At 31.4% G+C, this 17,188-nt stretch carries 21 protein-coding genes; 1 reads left to right on the top strand and 20 read right to left on the bottom strand.

Features of this window, described 5'->3' with window-relative positions:
• Positions 1-3: 3 nt before the first annotated feature.
• From CLLI_RS01605 to CLLI_RS01515, 19 genes are all read right to left on the bottom strand, one after another.
• Positions 4-543: a F0F1 ATP synthase subunit delta gene (locus CLLI_RS01605; protein WP_106062508.1), complete on the bottom strand. Its 540-nt coding sequence runs from the start codon at positions 541-543 to the stop codon at positions 4-6.
• A gap of 2 nt (positions 544-545) precedes the next feature.
• Positions 546-1,022, bottom strand: coding sequence for a F0F1 ATP synthase subunit B (locus CLLI_RS01600; protein ID WP_242975492.1), 477 nt, complete (start codon positions 1,020-1,022; stop codon positions 546-548).
• Between the two features lie 41 nt (positions 1,023-1,063).
• Positions 1,064-1,318, bottom strand: a complete 255-nt coding sequence (gene atpE / locus CLLI_RS01595) for an ATP synthase F0 subunit C (RefSeq protein ID WP_106062526.1) — start codon at positions 1,316-1,318, stop codon at positions 1,064-1,066.
• Between the two features lie 30 nt (positions 1,319-1,348).
• Positions 1,349-2,029 (bottom strand): F0F1 ATP synthase subunit A, encoded by a 681-nt coding sequence (locus tag CLLI_RS01590; RefSeq protein ID WP_106062507.1) that lies wholly within the window; start codon positions 2,027-2,029, stop codon positions 1,349-1,351.
• Between the two features lie 18 nt (positions 2,030-2,047).
• The gene (locus CLLI_RS01585; RefSeq protein WP_106062506.1) at positions 2,048-2,410 is read right to left on the bottom strand and encodes an ATP synthase subunit I; all 363 of its coding nucleotides are present in this window, start codon (positions 2,408-2,410) and stop codon (positions 2,048-2,050) included.
• A gap of 514 nt (positions 2,411-2,924) precedes the next feature.
• Positions 2,925-4,103 carry an acetyl-CoA C-acetyltransferase gene (locus tag CLLI_RS01580; protein ID WP_106062505.1) on the bottom strand — a complete coding sequence of 393 codons (1,179 nt, stop codon included), beginning with the start codon at positions 4,101-4,103 and terminating at the stop codon, positions 2,925-2,927.
• Positions 4,104-4,233: 130 nt separating this feature from the next.
• Complete coding sequence (gene wecB / locus CLLI_RS01575) at positions 4,234-5,388, bottom strand: non-hydrolyzing UDP-N-acetylglucosamine 2-epimerase (protein WP_106062504.1); 1,155 nt, start codon at positions 5,386-5,388, stop codon at positions 4,234-4,236.
• Between the two features lie 26 nt (positions 5,389-5,414).
• Positions 5,415-6,449 (bottom strand): glycosyltransferase family 4 protein, encoded by a 1,035-nt coding sequence (locus CLLI_RS01570; protein ID WP_106062503.1) that lies wholly within the window; start codon positions 6,447-6,449, stop codon positions 5,415-5,417.
• Positions 6,450-6,463: 14 nt separating this feature from the next.
• Complete coding sequence (locus tag CLLI_RS01565) at positions 6,464-6,952, bottom strand: deoxycytidylate deaminase (RefSeq protein ID WP_106062502.1); 489 nt, start codon at positions 6,950-6,952, stop codon at positions 6,464-6,466.
• 324 nt (positions 6,953-7,276) lie between these two features.
• Positions 7,277-7,906, bottom strand: a complete 630-nt coding sequence (gene upp / locus CLLI_RS01560) for a uracil phosphoribosyltransferase (protein WP_106062501.1) — start codon at positions 7,904-7,906, stop codon at positions 7,277-7,279.
• 17 nt (positions 7,907-7,923) lie between these two features.
• Positions 7,924-8,373 (bottom strand): ribose 5-phosphate isomerase B, encoded by a 450-nt coding sequence (gene rpiB, locus CLLI_RS01555; RefSeq protein ID WP_106062500.1) that lies wholly within the window; start codon positions 8,371-8,373, stop codon positions 7,924-7,926.
• A gap of 78 nt (positions 8,374-8,451) precedes the next feature.
• Positions 8,452-8,907 carry a low molecular weight protein arginine phosphatase gene (locus CLLI_RS01550; RefSeq protein WP_106062499.1) on the bottom strand — a complete coding sequence of 152 codons (456 nt, stop codon included), beginning with the start codon at positions 8,905-8,907 and terminating at the stop codon, positions 8,452-8,454.
• 88 nt (positions 8,908-8,995) lie between these two features.
• Positions 8,996-10,048 carry an L-threonylcarbamoyladenylate synthase gene (locus tag CLLI_RS01545; protein ID WP_106062498.1) on the bottom strand — a complete coding sequence of 351 codons (1,053 nt, stop codon included), beginning with the start codon at positions 10,046-10,048 and terminating at the stop codon, positions 8,996-8,998.
• Positions 10,049-10,086: 38 nt separating this feature from the next.
• Positions 10,087-10,788 carry a ZIP family metal transporter gene (locus tag CLLI_RS01540; RefSeq protein WP_106062525.1) on the bottom strand — a complete coding sequence of 234 codons (702 nt, stop codon included), beginning with the start codon at positions 10,786-10,788 and terminating at the stop codon, positions 10,087-10,089.
• A 79-nt stretch (positions 10,789-10,867) separates the two neighbouring features.
• Positions 10,868-11,482 (bottom strand): hypothetical protein, encoded by a 615-nt coding sequence (locus CLLI_RS01535; protein WP_106062497.1) that lies wholly within the window; start codon positions 11,480-11,482, stop codon positions 10,868-10,870.
• 30 nt (positions 11,483-11,512) lie between these two features.
• Positions 11,513-12,586, bottom strand: a complete 1,074-nt coding sequence (gene prfA / locus CLLI_RS01530) for a peptide chain release factor 1 (protein WP_106062496.1) — start codon at positions 12,584-12,586, stop codon at positions 11,513-11,515.
• A 92-nt stretch (positions 12,587-12,678) separates the two neighbouring features.
• Positions 12,679-13,551 (bottom strand): peptide chain release factor N(5)-glutamine methyltransferase, encoded by an 873-nt coding sequence (gene prmC, locus CLLI_RS01525; RefSeq protein ID WP_106062495.1) that lies wholly within the window; start codon positions 13,549-13,551, stop codon positions 12,679-12,681.
• Between the two features lie 6 nt (positions 13,552-13,557).
• Positions 13,558-14,493, bottom strand: coding sequence for a DUF1385 domain-containing protein (locus CLLI_RS01520; protein WP_106062494.1), 936 nt, complete (start codon positions 14,491-14,493; stop codon positions 13,558-13,560).
• A complete protein-coding gene (locus CLLI_RS01515; protein WP_106062493.1) occupies positions 14,490-15,080 on the bottom strand; it encodes a thymidine kinase in 591 nt (196 codons plus the stop codon). Before CLLI_RS01515 ends, CLLI_RS01520 begins: the two co-directional genes overlap by 4 nt.
• 166 nt (positions 15,081-15,246) lie before the next feature.
• Here CLLI_RS01515 and rpmE point away from each other — a divergent pair, with 166 nt between their 5' ends.
• On the top strand, positions 15,247-15,459 hold the full coding sequence (rpmE, locus tag CLLI_RS01510) for a 50S ribosomal protein L31 (protein WP_106062492.1): 213 nt from the start codon (positions 15,247-15,249) through the stop codon (positions 15,457-15,459).
• Positions 15,460-15,571: 112 nt separating this feature from the next.
• Here rpmE and rho read toward each other — a convergent pair whose 3' ends face one another.
• Entirely contained in the window at positions 15,572-17,101 is a 1,530-nt protein-coding gene (rho, locus tag CLLI_RS01505; RefSeq protein ID WP_106062491.1) for a transcription termination factor Rho, read from the bottom strand.
• Positions 17,102-17,188: the final 87 nt, after the last annotated feature.

The raw sequence follows: 17,188 nt of genomic DNA, 5'->3' as shown, positions 1-17,188 counted from the left end.
CCTCTATTCTGTTCTAAGCATTATCCTTTTCATTTCATTTAATTTTGATTTAATTGTCCCATCAATTACATCATCTCCGACTCTTACGTAAACTCCTCCGATGATGCTTTTATCAATTTCTTCTTTTAATATTATTTCCTTATTATATTTTTTTTCTAATTTTTCCTTTAAGTTTTTTCTATCTTCTTCCTCCAAGGGTATTACTGTTTTAACATGAGCACGCAGCATATTGTGTTTTTCAAAATATATTTTTTCAAGCTGTTTCTGCTTTTCTTTAAGATATAATATCCTGCCTTTCTCTATTAAAATTAATAAAAAAGATAATAAATCCTCATCAATTTTGCCTTTAAAAATTTTGATGAATACTTTTTTCTTCTTATAAGTACTGATTTGAGGATGCTTAATAAGCTGTAAAAGTTCCTCATTTCCATATATCACATCTATGATTTCTTTAAGATCACTTCTATATTCCTCAATCTTGCCCTTCTTCTCTGCGACTTCATATAATGCAAGAGAATATCGTCTATCCAAATACTCATACATAGTTATATACCTACCTTAGTAATAAACTCCTTAATAAGCTGTTTGTGTTTTTCTTCATCAATATTTTCTCCTAATGCCTTAGAACTCATTAAAAGTGACAAATCAATAATCTGTCTTTTCATCTCATCACTTGCCTTTTCTCTTTCAAGTCTTATTTCATTTTTGGATCTTTCCTCAATTTGAGAAGCCTCTTTTTTAGCATCATTTATTATTTCATCTGAAACTTTTTCGGCCTTTATTTTATATCCTTCTACAATAGCTCTTCCTTTTTCTTTAGATTCTTTTAACAATTGATCATTTTCAGTCTTTAAAGCTTCAACCCTTTTTTCATCATGCTTAGTCTTCTCTATTCTATTACTTATATCCTGTTCCCTTGAATTTAGTATCTTTTGTACAGGCTTAAATAAAAAATAAGTTACTACTGCCAATAATAAAATAAAATTTATTATAGTAGCTATAGATTGCGACATATCTATCATTTAAATTTAAGGCCTCCCTTCAGACCTAATCTATAAAACAACTAAATTAGTTTTGAAATTACATTAAATATTAAAAGCAACCCAATTAATGCTGCGTAAATAGCTGTAGCTTCTGAAAAAGCGCTGCCAACTACTAATGCACTCATAATTTTTCCATTAGCTTCAGGTTGTCTTGATATTCCTTCTACAGCCTTTCCTGCTGCATTTCCTGTTCCTATACCAGCTCCTATGCAACCTAGTGCTGCAAGCCCTGCTCCTATAGCTGCCATGCCTGCTACAAATGCTTTTGGATCAATAGTGTTCATAATAAATTCCTCCTCAAATAATTAATCTTCTGCTATTATTTTTATGTTAATCATAGTTAACATTACAAATATGATCATCTGTATGGTTCCATCAAAAATATCAAAGTACATGTGCAGTGGTATTGGTATTACCAATTGAGCAAATGGATTGAGTGCTGCCAATGCTTTATATACAAGATCCATTATAACAATTGATGCGGTCATATTGCCAAACAGTCTAAGGCTCAATGACACTGGTAACATAAATCTTTCAATTACATTTAGTGGCATCATAAACAAATAAGGTTTCCCATATGCCACAAAGTAATGAGCTAATCCTACCTTCTTTATTGCATACGCCTGTACTACAAAAAATGTTACTAATGCTATTCCCAAATTTATGCTGTAATCAGATGTAGGTGGCACAATTCCAATTAATCCCACCAAATTCATGGATAATAAATATATAATCATAGTTCCCACAAAAGGAACAAACTTCATATAACCTTCTCCCATGTTTTCCCTTACCAGCTTATTAACTGTTTCTACAAAAATCTCCAATACACTTTGCTTTGTATTTGGAACATTTTTAAGATTTCTTGTAAGAGCAAATGACATAACTCCAACTATTATTATTATTGCCCATTGAACCAATATACCAGAAGTAACCTTAAAATTTAACCCGAAAAAATTTAAAATAAATATGGGTTTTACAGTTTCCATTGTATTCCCCCTTCTCTTTTAATTTTTAATTTTCAAAGAGCCTATTATAACCGCTAAAAAATGCAGGCTGTATCCTATTAAAAAGGGTATAATACTAGCTTCATTGTAATTATAAAGCAATATACCTATGGTACATACAATAGCCACTCTAATAAAGGAACTTATAGTCATATAAATTTTATAATTTTGCTGTTGATTAGAAAATATAAAATTTGTAGAAACACTATTTAAAAAAAAATTAAAAGCTGCTGCTATAATTCCAATTAATATATATAAACAATAATTACGGAATAATGAGTATGCTATTATAAATACTGATATTGATATTAACAAATCATAAAATAATACTCTCTTTAACATTATTAAAAGTTCTTCTGCCAATTCATTCACTCCAATAATACTTTAGTAATGATATACATTATACATTCGACAACATTTTATACAAATTTCAAAAATACTTAAATTGCTTATTTAAATACTATTTTTGTCCATTTAGCTAAATCTATACATAGGTTTTTTTAGATAGCTTTCTATATATTTACTTTACTTATAACATGAGTTATATATTATAAAACATCATTCAATTAACTATCAATTCAATAGTCTGCAATTACTCCACGTCTCCCTATGTTCCCCATGTAATTATGAATTATACTTATGTTGCGTTACTTTGCCTACATCATGCAATATGTATTTATAAAATTGCACTTTTTAGAAAACTGAATCTTATGTAATTACATTTATTCATGTGAAAATAATAATTTTTTGTTAAAGGTTTATTAATTATAATTAATATTATCCATAAATAAAAGAAATAATTTACTAAGATTGAAACTTTTTAGAAACTAAAAAAAGCAGGAGATAAATCTCCTGCTTTTTATAAAATTGTTTATAATTATCTTTCAACTACAACAGCTGTTCCCATTCCGCCGCCTATACAAAGTGTAGCTAAACCTTTCTTAGCGTCTCTCTTTTCCATTTCGTAAAGAAGAGTTGTTAATATTCTAGCTCCTGAAGCTCCAATTGGATGTCCTAAAGCTATAGCTCCACCATTTACGTTAACTTTTGCCATATCAAAGTTAAGATCTTTAGCAACTGCTAAACTCTGAGCTGCGAAAGCTTCATTAGCTTCGATTAAATCTAAGTCTTCTACAGTTAAGTTAATTTTCCCTAAGGCAGCTTTTGTTGCATAGAATGGTCCGTATCCCATTATAGCTGGATCTAATCCTGCTGTTCCATAAGAAATTATTTTAGCTAATGGTTTTATTCCCAATTCCTTAGCTTTTTCAGCACTCATTATAACTAATGCAGAAGCACAATCATTGATACCTGAAGCATTACCAGCTGTAACTGTTCCACCTTTTTTGAATGCTGGTTTTAATTTAGATAATGCTTCCATATTTGTTCCGAATCTTGGGAACTCATCTGTATCAAATACCTTTGGTTCTCCCTTTCTCTGAGGAACAAGAACTGGAACTATTTCGTCCTTAAATCTTCCTGATTTTATAGCTGCCTCAGCTTTTCGCTGTGAAGCTACTGAGAATTCATCTTGCATTTCTCTTGTTATTCCCCATCTTTCAGCTATGTTTTCTGCAGTCATTCCCATATGGTACTGATTAAATGCATCCCATAAACCATCAGTTATCATTTCATCAACCATCTGGTCATTTCCCATTCTACGTCCCCATCTAGCATTGTTTAATACATATGGAGCCCTTGACATGTTTTCCATACCACCTGCTATTATTACATCAGCATCTCCAGCTTTTATTATCTGACATGCTAAACTTACAGCCCTTAATCCAGATCCACAAACCTTATTTATTGTAAATGCTGGAACCTCGTTTGGAAGACCTGCTTTTATAACTGCCTGTCTTGCTGGGTTCTGTCCAAGTCCTGCTTGAAGAACGTTACCCATTATAGCTTCCTGTACATCTTCTGGTTTTACTCCAGCTCTTTTTACAGCTTCTTTTATAACAGTGGCACCTAAATCAACTGCTGAAACGCCTTTTAATGATCCTCCGAATGAACCAACGGCAGTTCTAACTGCACTTGCAATAACAATTTCTTTCATTAATAAACCCTCCTAATATTCAATGTTTTTACATTTATACTTTACAATTCACAAATTTTTCTGTCAACAATTTAATTATAACCATATTTTTATTTTTTATCAATAGATTTTGTTAAAAAAAACACAATGTTTACATTAATTTAAATTCTTCAGGTCTATCTTCCATAAAGCCATAGTAATATAATATTGCATCTGCTATTCTACAAGAAGCATTTCCATCTCCATAAGGATTTATAGCTTTCTTCATTTTTTCATATTCTTCTGGATTATTTATTAATAAATTAGCTTGTTTTAAAATTTCATCTACATCTGTTCCAACGAGTTTTACAGTGCCTGCATTTATTGCTTCAGGTCTTTCTGTTACATCTCTTAATACAAGAACAGGTTTCCCAAGATGAGGAGCTTCTTCCTGCAAACCTCCTGAATCTGTCATTACCATAAAGCATTTATTCATTAAATTATGAGTTTCCTTGGTATCTAATGGAGGGAATAGATGTACCCTTTCTTCCCTACCTAGATATTTATATACTACATCCTTAACTATAGGATTTAAATGTACTAAGTATATTAACTCTACATCTTTATTGTCCTCTACAATCTTTTTTAAAGCTATACATATATTTTCTATACCTTTTCCCCAATTTTCCCTTCTGTGAGCAGTTACCATAATAACTTTCTTATTTTTATAATCTATAGAATTTAATTCTTTATTTTCAAATATGTACTCATTATCTACAGTAAACTCCATAGCATCTATTACAGTATTTCCTGTTACAAATATATCTTTTTCTGTTATTCCTTCACTCAATAGATTTGCCTTAGCTCCAACAGTTGGGGCAAAGTGTAAATCCGCAATGGCTCCTGTAAGTTTTCTATTCATTTCTTCTGGAAATGGGAAATATTTGTTATGAGTTCTTAAGCCTGCTTCAACATGACCTACCTTTATCTTTTGATAAAATGCTGCCAAAGCTCCAGCAAAAGTTGTAGTAGTGTCACCATGAACTAATATTAAATTAGGTTTTTCTTTTTCAAAAATTTCTTTTAAACCCTCCAATACTTTTGTTGTTATTCCTGTAAGGCTCTGCTTATTCTTCATTATATTCAAATCATAATCAGGAGAAATATTAAAAAGATTTAGCACCTGATCTAACATCTCTCTATGCTGAGCTGTTACACAAACTTTATTATCTATTTCATTTCTGCCTTCTAGTTCTTTTACTAAAGGAGCCATTTTAATAGCCTCAGGTCTTGTACCAAAGATAGTTATAATTTTAATTCTTTCCATTACTTTACCTCCAAAACTCATAGTCACTATTCTTTATGTTTAAAAAAACCACACTTCCAGGCTGCCAACACTAATATTATCATTACCACAGCCAATAGAAAATAAGAACTTTGACTACTTATTTGCATAGCCAATATAGCAAAACTGCCTAAAACAGCACTTATTAGATACATTATTATTACGGCCTGCCTTTGTGTTAACCCCATATCTAATAGCCTATGATGCAAGTGCCCTCTGTCTGCCTCCATTATGGGTTTCCCATTAATTTTTCTTCTTATCATAGCAAAAAGTGTATCGTATATAGGTAACCCTAGTGCTAAAATTGGTACTGAAATAGCAAAGGCTGCCGCTGATTTTATGGCACCTTCTATGGATATTGATGCTAATAAAAATCCTAAAAGTTGCGAACCTGTATCTCCCATAAATATAGATGCAGGATTGAAATTGTATGGTAAAAATCCAAGTATGGCACCGCTTAACGCACAGGTTAAAAATGCCGCTTCAAATCTAGTGTCTATTTTTAATAATGCAATTATAAATAGAGTAAGAGAAGATATAAGTGCTACTCCTGCAGCAAGCCCATCTAATCCATCAATTAAATTAATAGCATTTGTTATCCCAACTACCCAAAGTATAGTTAAAGGTATAGAAAACCATCCTATATCTATCCAAGGGGCTGAGTTTGGGAAAGGATTAGTTATTAATGTTATCCTAACTCCAAAAAATATTAAACTAATAGCTGCTGATATTTGGAAAATCAATTTTACCATAGGTTTTAAATCATATTTATCATCAAGAAATCCTCCTATAGTAATTATAGTTGCACCTACTATTATTCCCTTTTCAGGACTTGTTAAAGCACCTTTTTTTAACAATACAGTAGTTATAAAAGAAATATATATGGCTAAACCACCTAATAAAGGTATTGGTTTTTTATGTATTCTCCTTTTATCCTTTGGAACATCTATTGCATTTACCTTCACTGCAAACTTTTTCACTAAAGGTGTTAATAAAAAGGATAGTACTGTTGAAAATATACCCACAAGAATTAATTTATTCATTTTCTATCTCTCCATTAATAGGATCCGTCTCCATTAAGTGAATCATCCTTCTCCACCCACTCCTTTACAGGAATAACCCTATATTCTATTTTTGTATCTCTTATAACTACCTTTTCTATACCTGAATTTATAATAAACCTTTTGCAAAGAGCGCATGGGGATGCATTATTAACTAAATTTTTACTAGCCTGCTCTTTTCCTACTAAATACATACTGGCTCCTATCATATCCTGCCTTCTAGCTGATATTATGGCATTTTGCTCTGCGTGAACTGATCTACACAATTCATATCTAGTTCCCCTAGGTACATTTAGCTCTTCTCTCCTACAATACCCTAAATCAGAACAATTTTTTCTACCTCTAGGTGCCCCTGTATATCCAGTAGAAATTATCTCATCATTTTTTACAATTATAGCCGCAAAATTTCTTCTTAAACAAGTTCCTCTTTCAAGAATTGTTTCGCATATATCTAAATAATAATTATTTTTATTTATTCTTTCCATAGTTCCTCCAATAACTAAAAATTACGAAGTAATTTTTTAGTTGACAGTTGACAGAGGACAATTTTTCTCCATTAACATTAGATCAAATTTAAAATTTAATTTAGCTTACCTTTAGGTAAGGTTTCGTTATTTATTCTTTATTATTTTTTATTTATTATTTAAAAATATTTCATTAACTGTCCACTGTCAATTGTCAATTGTCAACTAAAAAAATTGGTCACAATTTTTTTATACTATGTACTATTCTATACTAAAAACTAAATAATTAAAAGTGCAAGTTAGAAAAATAAAAGTCGGCATTTGAGCCAACTTTTATTTTTAATTTCATTTAGTACCAAATAGTCTATCTCCAGCATCCCCAAGACCTGGCACTATATATCCATTTTCATTTAATTTTTCATCAATAGAGCATACATATATATCCACATCAGGATGAGCATCCATTACTGCTTTAATTCCTTCTGGAGCTGCTATTAGGCACATAAGTCTTATATTTTTGGCTCCTCTTTTCTTTAGCAATGTAATGGCATCAGCTGCTGAACCACCAGTTGCAAGCATTGGATCTGTTACAATCACATCTCTTTCCCCTATATCTTGTGGAAGTTTACAGAAATACTCAACTGGTTTTAAAGTTTTTTCATCTCTATACAATCCTATATGGCCAACTTTCGCAGCAGGTATAAGTTTTAACATACCATCCACCATTCCAAGTCCTGCTCTTAATATAGGAACTATGGCAACTTTTTTACCTGCTAACATTTTGCACTTAGTTTTACATATAGGAGTTTCAATTTCTACTTCCTGTAACTGAAGATCCCTAGTTACTTCATAAGCCATAAGCATAGCAACTTCCTCTACCAATTCCCTAAAATCCTTTGAACCTGTATTTTTATCTCTTATCAAAGATAATTTGTGTAATATTAATGGATGTGCTATTTGTGTTACCTTACTCATATTATTTCCTCCTAAAATTATTTATTATATTTCTTTTCTATAGCTGAAATTTTGTCTATTCTTTTTTGATGTCTTCCACCTTCATATTTAGCTGATAAAAAATTATCTACTATATCTAGAGCTAAACCTACTCCCACTACTCTTTGTCCTAAAGCCAATATATTGGCATCATTATGCTGTCTGCAAGCATGAGCACTAAAAGTATCTCCACAAAGAGCTGCCCTTATTCCAGGTACTTTATTTGCAGCAATGCTAATACCTATACCTGTCCCACATACTAATATACCGAAATCGAATCTCTTTGCTGCTACCTCTTCTGCTACCTTCATAGCATAATCTGGATAGTCACATGAATCCTCTGTAAGAGTACCAAAATCCTGAATCTCTATACCCTTATCCTCTAAATGCTTTATTATTTCCTTTTTTAATGGTAATCCTGCATGGTCACTCCCTAATGCAATCTTCAAAGCAATACACCTCCATAGTATTTTGTACTTAAAATTCTTATTTTTAGTTTGCCCACAAAAAAAGAAGATAGGAATATTCTAAAGAATACCTTTATCTTCTCTAAATTTATTTAATAGTAATAAGATACTATTTTTTAATTGTTTAAAAGTGTTTTCGTAAATAGTAATTGTACCGCCATAAGGATCTGAAACGTCTCCCTTGATGCCGACATACTCATTTAAAGAATAAATTTTATTCTTAAACTGTGGAAATTTATTTATTAAAAGCTCCTTTATGCTATATGTCATAGTAAAAATAAAATCATTTTCCTGTAATAGCTTCTTTGTCAATTGAACGGCATTTCTTCCACTTATATCTATATTTAAATTTTTCTTTACTATTAAAGCTGAGTTTAAAGAGGTTTTACTATTAGGGGAAACAGCTACTCCTGCTGAAAATGCTGTAATTGAGTCTTCTTCTTTTAAACTATTAAAAATAGCTTCTGACATACAACTTCTGCATGTATTTCCTGTGCAAACAAATAATACTTTCATAGCTACCTCCATGTCAACTTTAATAACTATCAGTTAAATATTTTAACTTACAAGAGTTTATATGTCAACTATAATTTTTTAAATATTATTATACATTGATAATATCAAAACCTGCAGATTTTTTTAATCTATTCATAATAGCTATACCTATACCTTCTTCATTAAATGCTTCTGAAAGTATAACATCTACTTTCTTATCATCAAAACTCCTTAAAGTTTCAAATAAATTTTGAGCAATCTTATCCAAGTTTTCTCTGCTGCCCAAGGATAAAATTACTCCCTTTCCATAGTAATTAATAGTTTCATCTGTAGCCATTATGCCAACAATTTTATTTTCCCTATCATATTCTTCCGCTATCTCCTTAATTTTTTCCACAGTTTTATTTAATTCTCCTTGCACAATCTTAACTGGAGCCTTTGGAGCATAATGTCTATATTTCATTCCTGGAGCCTTTGGTTTAAAATCTTTATCTGGCTTTTTCATTACAGCTGGGTCTATATATATTTTATCATCAACTTCTCTAAGCATTTCTAAAGTAATCCCACCTGGTCTTAAAACACAAGGAGGATATACACTACAATCTATTACAGTTGATTCCACACCTACATCACACTTGTCTCCCCCTATGATATAATCAACCTTTCCCATTAAATCCTCTACGCACCTCTCCACATCTGTAGGACTTGGTCTTCCTGATATATTAGCAGAAGGAGCTGCTATAGGAACCTCTGATATTTTAATAAGTTCTCTAGCAATTAAATTTGAAGGCATTCTAATTCCTACGCTATTAAGTCCCGCACTAGTTTCATCTGGTATTAAATCCGATTTAAGTAATATTATTGTCATAGGACCTGGCCAGAATTTATTCATTAATTTACATGCTATTTGTGGTATTTCTTTTACTAAAGGTTTTATTGATTCTGTATTCCAAACATGAACTATCAAAGGATTATCCTGTGGTCTTCCTTTAGCTTTAAATATCTTTTTTACAGCCTCTGAATCTAAAGCATTTGCCCCTAATCCATATACTGTTTCTGTAGGAAAAGCTACTAATCCTCCTCCTCTAATTACCCTTCCACATTCTATCAATGCACTTTTATCTAAGTTATGTTCATCCAACATTACAACTTTTGTATTCAAAATTACATCTCCTTTTAAACATTACAGATAAATATATTTTATAATAATCTTATTAAAATAAGCCCAAAAATCACACCAGATAAAATCCCAATAGTACTAGAAACCCCTTCCCAAAGCTTTGATGATTCAGGAATCATTTCACCACAAACAACATAAAGCATTATGCCTGAAGCAAAGGATAAACTTATTCCTAAAGCATCAATAGACATTTTGCCAATGTAGGCTCCAATAAAGGTACCTATAACCGTAGGAAAAGCTGTAGTCATAGTATATAAAAGTATTTTTAAAGGCTTTACCTTTGATGCCATTAAAGGAGCGGATACAGCTACTCCCTCTGGAATATCGTGTATAGCAATAATAAGGCTCATTTTTATTCCTAAACTTCCGCCTGCTGCAAAACCACATCCCATAATTATACCTTCAGGGAAGTTGTGAATCATAAGCCCAATAGCCGTTATAAGAGCCATCTTAATATGTCTATCTACTTTGTTGAGTTGTAAATAATTATCCACAAGGGTTACTAAAATAATGCCCATTATGCAGCATATAATTGTGTTAATAAATCCCCAATTCTGTAACGCTTCTGGTATTAAATCAAAAACTACTATAGACAGCATAAGGCCCCCTGAGAACCCAATTAAAGTTCCAAGGGTCCTTTTAGATGGATTCTTTATCATTAACCCCATTAACGCTCCTATAGTGGTCCCTGAAAGAGAAATAATGCTTCCCAATATAATCATTACAATTAAATTACCCAATTTACCACCTTTTAAAAAATATTCTCTATAAGATAATATTTTAGGTGATAAATAAATATTCTTATTTATCTAATAAACTATTCCTATATTCCTTTATTTTATCAATAGCTTCTTCTGAAAATGTAGCATAAACGCAACTTTTATATATTGTGTCCAGCAATTCATACTTGTATAACTTTCCTTTTTTTATTATAGTAAAAGCATACTCTTTTTCTGGATTAAGAATTTTTATTTTTTGATACTGAAACGCTGCATAGGGATGACCTCTTAAAAATTTTTCATTTATGGGAATCATTCTTTTGCTTCTAAATGTAGAAGAAACAATTAAAATTATTATAAAGTCCCTTTCCCTGTCACTTTTTCTTATTATATTTTCTACATGGACAAAAACCACTTTGTTACATATAATATTGATTTTATCCCGTCTAATTCCTGATACAATTTTTATTCTATAATTATTGGTGGTAAATTTTAAATTCTCATAGTTTATTTTTGCCACAATTGCCAATATAATTAAGACTTCTATAACTATTAAATACAGGATATAAAACAATGGTACCCTGTCAGTAAATAATAATGATGCTGCTAGTGGCAGCGCAAAAAAAATAAAGTCCATTATCAGCATAAATCTTTTATAAGACTTTTTTTGCTTTCTAATGGCTTTATTTATATTCATAACTTACCTCTTCCTTTACAAAACCTTTATTTAATTGCTTCCTAAGTTCTTCATTTTTTCTGCTTGATCAGCAGTAATCAGTGCATCAATTACTTCATCTATATCCCCATCAAGGAATGAATCTAACCTATAGATAGTTAATCCTATTCTGTGTTCAGTAACTCTTCCCTGAGGATAATTATAGGTTCTTATCCTTTCACTTCTATCTCCAGTACCAACCTGACTTTTTCTATCTTCAGCTATATTAGCACTTCTTTCAGCCTGAAGTCTATTATATAATCTTGACTTTAAGACCTTCATAGCCTTCTCCTTATTTTTTAACTGAGACTTTTCATCTTGACAGCTAACTACAAGTCCTGTAGGCAGATGAGTTATTCTTACCGCTGAGTCTGTAGTATTAACACACTGTCCACCATGTCCTGATGCTCTAAATACATCAATTCTTAAATCATTTGGGTTTATTTCAACATCAACATCCTCAACTTCTGGTAAAACTGCCACTGTGGCTGTTGATGTATGAATTCTTCCGCTGGACTCTGTATCTGGAACTCTTTGTACTCTATGAACTCCACTTTCGTACTTTAGTCTGCTGTATGTTGAATCACCTTTAACCATAAATACTACTTCTTTAAATCCACCAATATCTGTTTCGTTTGAACTTATTGGTTCTACTTTCCAACCATGTCTTTCTGCATATCTAGTATACATTCTAAAAAGATTTGCCGCAAATAAAGCCGCTTCTTCTCCTCCAGCTCCCGCTCTTATTTCTATAAATACGTTCTTTTCGTCATTAGGATCTTTTGGTAAAAGCAATATCTTTAAATCCTGTAATAAAGTTTCTTCTCTTTCATTTAAATCCTTTATTTCTTCTTGTACCATTTCTTTTAATTCTTTATCTAAATCTTCTCTGAGCATTCCCTTATCAGCTTCTATATCTTCTTGTACTTTTTTGTATTCCCTATATTTCACCACTACATCTTCTAGGTCTGCATGCTCTTTACATAACTTCTGCCATTCCTTTTGGTTGGCCATAACTGCTGGGTCGCTTATTTTTATTGATAATTCTTCATATTTACTTTCTATAAAATTAAGTTTTTCTAACATATCTTTCTCACTCCGTAAATGTATTTTAACAACTATTAATTATATCATATTCCTCAAATATAAAGCAATGTAAATAATTCTTAAGCCTATATTTATAAGCCATAACAGCCTTTTACTACCCTGTCTAATCCTGACAGATCTTTTATACATTCTATATTATAGAAGCCGTTATCTTTTAATAGTCTCATTACTTCTTCTCCTTCATCATAGCCTATTTCAAAAACTATGCCTCCATTGGCATTAAGTAATATCTTGCTTTGTTCAATAATTTTTCTATAAAAATTCAATCCATCTTCTCCCCCATTTAAAGCTATATGAGGCTCATAATTTTTTACGTCTTCCATAAGAGTTTCTATTATTTCCTCTTTTATATAAGGAGGATTTGATACTACCATATCATATCTTTTACCATTATCTATTGCATACTTTAATAAGTCACTTTTATATACTCTTACCCTATGTTTTAACTTATGAAGCAAAATATTACTCTTAGTAATTTTTAAAGGTATATCCATAATATCAAAACAATCAATGAAAGTATCTTCAGTAAGTTTTCCAATGGATATTCCTATTATTCCGCTTCCGCAACATACATCACATATTTGTTTATAATTATTTTTTTCTATATCCTTCAAAGCACATTGAACCAAAGTCTCTGTATCTGGTCTTGGAATTAAAACTCCTTCACTTATATTAAAATTAAAACCCATAAATTCACATTCTTTAAGTATATACTTTATAGGCATTTTATCTTTTCTAAGGTTAACTAGCTTAAAATATTCTTCTGCCTTTTCCCTATCCACATTGACATCTCTATTTAGCATAATAAATAATTTATCCTTTGTTAAAACCTTAGCTAATAGCAACTGACAATCTAATTTATAACTATCTATTCCTGCTTCTTTTAAAATCTGAAATCCCCTAGTTAGCAGCTGACCTATGTTTAATTCTTCCCATTGTTTCATAAAATATCATACCTCATCTATATTTTTTTCATCCTGGATTCCTTCCGCTGTCTTAAGGGCCTTTATAGCTACTTCTAATTGGGTAAAATCCGGCTCCCTAGTAGTGAACCTTTGAAGTGCTAATCCTGGAGCCGCCATAATTTTTGCTATACTGCTGCTACTCCTGCCCATCCACTTTATTAATTCATAAGTAATTCCAGAAACAATTGGAAGCAGCAATATTCTATACAATATTCTTTTCCAAAGGGAGTCCCATCCCGTTAAAGAAAATAATAATATACTTACTATCATAACAAGAAATAAAAAATTTGTACCACACCTTGGGTGAAATCTGCAATATTTCTGTGCATTCTCCGGAGTTAGTTCCTCTTCATTTTCATAACAGAATATGGTCTTGTGTTCTGCACCATGATATTGAAATAATCTATTAATGTCTTTCATTCTACCAATAAAAATAATATATATTAAAAATATACCTACCCTTATTATTCCTTCTATTATGTTCAATATTACAGTATTTTCTATGCCCTTCTTTTTAAATAGATTAGCACATATATTTGGTAATACCACAAACAAAAGAATAGACAACAATAAGGATATTGTTAGTGTAATAGCAGTTAATATTTTTTCACCTTTATCTTTAAAAGTATTTTCAAACCATTTATCAAATTTGGATTCCTCTTGTCCCTCATTATCCTCAAAAAAGGATGCAGAATAATTCAATGTATTTATACCTATAATCAAAGACTCTATCAAGGAAACAAACCCTCTAATGATAGGAATCCTTAAGAATTTATTTCTTTTAGAATAAGGTACGAATTCTTCGCTATTTACTGCAATTTTTCCATCAACTTTTCTAACTGCTGTAGCAATACCTTTACTCCCCATCATCATTACCCCTTCAATTACAGCTTGACCTCCCACTGAACAATTTTTCTTCATTTATTCACCCCATTTTTAGGAACAACATGACATTTTCTACATCTTGCTTCATAGGATTCCTTGGCACCAACTAAAACTATAGGATCATCATAATTTGCTGGCATACCATTTATAAGTCTTTGAGTTCTGGTAGCTGGATTACCACATATCATACATATAGCCTGAATTTTATCAACAAATTCAGCAATGGCCATAAGTTGCCCCATATATCCAAAAGGCTCTGCTCTAAAATCCATATCTAGCCCAGCACATATTACTCGTTTACCCTTATCAGCTATTTCGTTTACTACCCTCACTATATTCTCATCAAAAAACTGTGCTTCGTCTATGGCTACAACTTGTACATCTTCATCCATCAACTCCAAAATCTGGTCAGCACTTTTAACAGGTATTGCACCTTCTTTATCTCCACAATGTGATACTACATCCTCTTTACTATATCTATCATCGATTTCTGGTTTAAATACCTGGATCCTTTGTTTAGCAATTTTTGCCCTTCTGATTCTTCTTATAAGTTCTTCAGATTTTCCACTATACATTGGTCCAACTATAACTTCTATCCAACCGTGATTTTTTGGTCCATACATTTTAAAATTCCTCCTCGCATTAATAAACAAATATATTTTATCAGACCTGGAGAATATATTAAAGAGCATACGAAGAAAATTTATTGACTAGTCCATAACGACTATGTTATAATTTAGTAGTTAAATTTTCAGATACAAGGTTCAGAATTTGAAAGAGGTGAAAAAGATGAGAGAAGGCATACATCCAGAATACTACCATGATGCGGTAGTTAAGTGTGCATGTGGAAACACTTTTACAACTGGTTCTACACGCAAAGAACTAAAAGTTGAAATATGCTCTAAATGCCACCCATTCTATACAGGAAAGCAAAAAATAGTTGATGCTGGCGGAAGAGTTGAAAGATTCATGAAGAAGTTCAACATGACTAATGAAGAATAGAATTTAGTTCTTTAATTTGAAATATCGAAAAATAAACTCGAATATAATAAAATATTCGAGTTTATTTTTTGATAACAGATAAAATGAGCAGTAATTTATCTGCTCATTTTACCTACCTATTATTTTTATCTCTATTAAAATCTATTTTACTTATTAGCCCTACAAATTCTTCATTATTTTTTGTTTTAAGTAACATACTAATTAGCTGCTCTGTGACGTTTTGAGTATTATTTTCATCATATAACACCTTTCTTATATTAAATGCAGCTTCATATTCTTTAGTTGAAAGTAAAAGATCTTCTTTTCTTGTCCCAGATTTGTATATGTCTATAGCTGGGAATATTCTTCTCTCTTGAAGCTTTCTATCTAAATGAACTTCCATATTTCCAGTTCCTTTAAATTCTTCAAATATCATATCATCCATTCTACTTCCAGTTTCTATAAGTGCCGTAGCCAATATAGTCAAACTTCCGCCCTCTTCTATATTTCTTGCAGCTCCGAAGAATTTCTTAGGCATTATTAAAGCTCCTGGATCTAATCCACCAGATAGAGTTCTTCCTGTAGGATTTATAGTCAAATTATAAGCTCTTGAAAGCCTTGTTATACTATCTAACAATATAACTACATCTTGACCTTGTTCAACCATCCTTTTAGCTCTCTCTAAAACCATATAGGCAACTTTTGTATGGTGATCTGGTTCTTCATCAAAGGTTGAATATATTACTTCTCCATTTATTGATCTTTGCATGTCCGTAACTTCTTCAGGTCTTTCATCTATAAGTAAAACTATCAGCTTTGCTTCTGGGTGATTTGTAGATATGCTCTGAGCTATTTTTTTAAGAAGAGTAGTTTTTCCTGCTTTAGGAGGAGCAACTATAATTCCTCTTTGCCCTTTTCCTATAGGGCAGATGATATCCATTAATCTGGTTGATAAATCCGAACCACTTGTCTCTAATTTTATTCTTTCATTTGGGTAAATGGGTATTAATTTTTCAAAAGGTTTTCTCCCAACGGCTCTTTCTGGATTTTCTCCATTAACCCTTTCTACATAGAGTAAAGCCTTAAACTTTTCTCCTTCCTTTGGTGTTCTAACTTTACCTTCTACTTCATCACCTGTTTTTAAATTGAATCTTCTTATCTGGGAAGGTGAAACATATATATCATCCGGTCCCGTTAAATAGTTCCTGCCTCTTAAAAAGCCATAATTATTATTTTCAATTATCTCAAGTACTCCCTTTGCAGTATCTGACTCATTAATCATTTCTATAAGTTTCTCTCTTTTTCCTTCTGCATTGACCTTATCATTTTCCCCTGTGGTTTCTTTTTCCACTTTATGATCCTCAGCCACTTTCTTTTCTTCATTAGATTCCAATTCTTCTTTTTTTATCCCTATGTACTCCTTTTCTGATTTATCCTTTTTCTCTTCTACATTGTCTAGTATTCTTTCAGCCTTAAGTGTAGCCTTAGGACTTATTTTTTCCCTCAAAATAACACCATCTTTTTCAATATGCATAGGTGATACCTTCTTAATTTCTTCTATTAACTCTGCTTTTTTATATTTTGATATGCCCTTTATTCTTAATTCTTTAGCTAATTCTTTAAGCTCGTTTACGGTCATATTCTCTAAATCGTTATTAGCCAAAAAATAACACCTCCAATATTAAATTATAAAAATATCATTTATATAAATAATCTTTAGGGAATTGTCAAAAGAGAACACCTGAAATGA

This window comes from Clostridium liquoris, assembly GCF_002995785.1.
Classification (GTDB): domain Bacteria; phylum Bacillota; class Clostridia; order Clostridiales; family Clostridiaceae; genus Clostridium_AO; species Clostridium_AO liquoris.
This window is presented reverse-complemented; position numbering and strand designations above follow the sequence as displayed.

Bases quoted from the DNA above. Each gene is read 5' to 3' on its own strand.
- CLLI_RS01605 (WP_106062508.1), bottom strand. From the start codon at position 543: ATGTATGAGTATTTGGATAGACGATATTCTCTTGCATTATATGAAGTC.
- CLLI_RS01600 (WP_242975492.1), bottom strand. From the start codon at position 1,022: ATGATAGATATGTCGCAATCTATAGCTACTATAATAAATTTTATTTTA.
- CLLI_RS01590 (WP_106062507.1), bottom strand. From the start codon at position 2,029: ATGGAAACTGTAAAACCCATATTTATTTTAAATTTTTTCGGGTTAAAT.
- CLLI_RS01580 (WP_106062505.1), bottom strand. From the start codon at position 4,103: ATGAAAGAAATTGTTATTGCAAGTGCAGTTAGAACTGCCGTTGGTTCA.
- wecB (WP_106062504.1), bottom strand. From the start codon at position 5,388: ATGGAAAGAATTAAAATTATAACTATCTTTGGTACAAGACCTGAGGCT.
- CLLI_RS01570 (WP_106062503.1), bottom strand. From the start codon at position 6,449: ATGAATAAATTAATTCTTGTGGGTATATTTTCAACAGTACTATCCTTT.
- CLLI_RS01565 (WP_106062502.1), bottom strand. From the start codon at position 6,952: ATGGAAAGAATAAATAAAAATAATTATTATTTAGATATATGCGAAACA.
- upp (WP_106062501.1), bottom strand. From the start codon at position 7,906: ATGAGTAAGGTAACACAAATAGCACATCCATTAATATTACACAAATTA.
- CLLI_RS01550 (WP_106062499.1), bottom strand. From the start codon at position 8,907: ATGAAAGTATTATTTGTTTGCACAGGAAATACATGCAGAAGTTGTATG.
- CLLI_RS01540 (WP_106062525.1), bottom strand. From the start codon at position 10,788: ATGATTATATTGGGAAGCATTATTTCTCTTTCAGGGACCACTATAGGA.
- CLLI_RS01535 (WP_106062497.1), bottom strand. From the start codon at position 11,482: ATGAATATAAATAAAGCCATTAGAAAGCAAAAAAAGTCTTATAAAAGA.
- prfA (WP_106062496.1), bottom strand. From the start codon at position 12,586: ATGTTAGAAAAACTTAATTTTATAGAAAGTAAATATGAAGAATTATCA.
- prmC (WP_106062495.1), bottom strand. From the start codon at position 13,551: ATGAAACAATGGGAAGAATTAAACATAGGTCAGCTGCTAACTAGGGGA.
- CLLI_RS01520 (WP_106062494.1), bottom strand. From the start codon at position 14,493: ATGAAGAAAAATTGTTCAGTGGGAGGTCAAGCTGTAATTGAAGGGGTA.
- CLLI_RS01515 (WP_106062493.1), bottom strand. From the start codon at position 15,080: ATGTATGGACCAAAAAATCACGGTTGGATAGAAGTTATAGTTGGACCA.
- rpmE (WP_106062492.1), top strand. From the start codon at position 15,247: ATGAGAGAAGGCATACATCCAGAATACTACCATGATGCGGTAGTTAAG.